This is a genomic window from Methylophaga pinxianii (assembly GCF_020447225.1).
Classification (GTDB): Bacteria; Pseudomonadota; Gammaproteobacteria; order Nitrosococcales; family Methylophagaceae; genus Methylophaga; species Methylophaga pinxianii.
The window spans coordinates 1-347 of sequence record NZ_JAJAEO010000037.1; the positions used below are offsets into that span (position 1 = coordinate 1).

Here is a 347-nt window from a genome sequence, read left to right on the forward strand (position 1 = left end):
GAGCCCCAGCTCTGGCACCAGGGGTCCCTTCCAATATCAGCACCATGGCCTGGACTCCTCTCTTTCTGTTCCTCCTCACTTGCTGCCCAGGGTCCAATTCCCAGGCTGTGGTGACTCAGGAGCCCTCACTGACTGTGTCCCCAGGAGGGACAGTCACTCTCACCTGTGGCTCCAACACTGGAACTGTCACCAGTGGTCATTATCCTTACTGGTTCCAGCAGAAGCCTGGCCAAGCCCCCAAGACACTGATTTATGATACAATCAACAGACACTCCTGGACACCTGCCCGGTTCTCAGCCTCCCTCCTTGGGGGCAAAGCTGCCCTGACCCTTTCGGGTGCGCTGCCT

At 58.2% G+C, this 347-nt stretch carries 1 protein-coding gene; it reads left to right on the forward strand.

Annotated elements, in window-relative coordinates; translation table 11 throughout:
- Positions 1 to 44: 44 nt before the first annotated feature.
- Positions 45 to 347 (forward strand): immunoglobulin domain-containing protein (locus LGT40_RS16740; protein ID WP_226343095.1); only part of this gene is annotated, 303 nt, incomplete at its 3' end.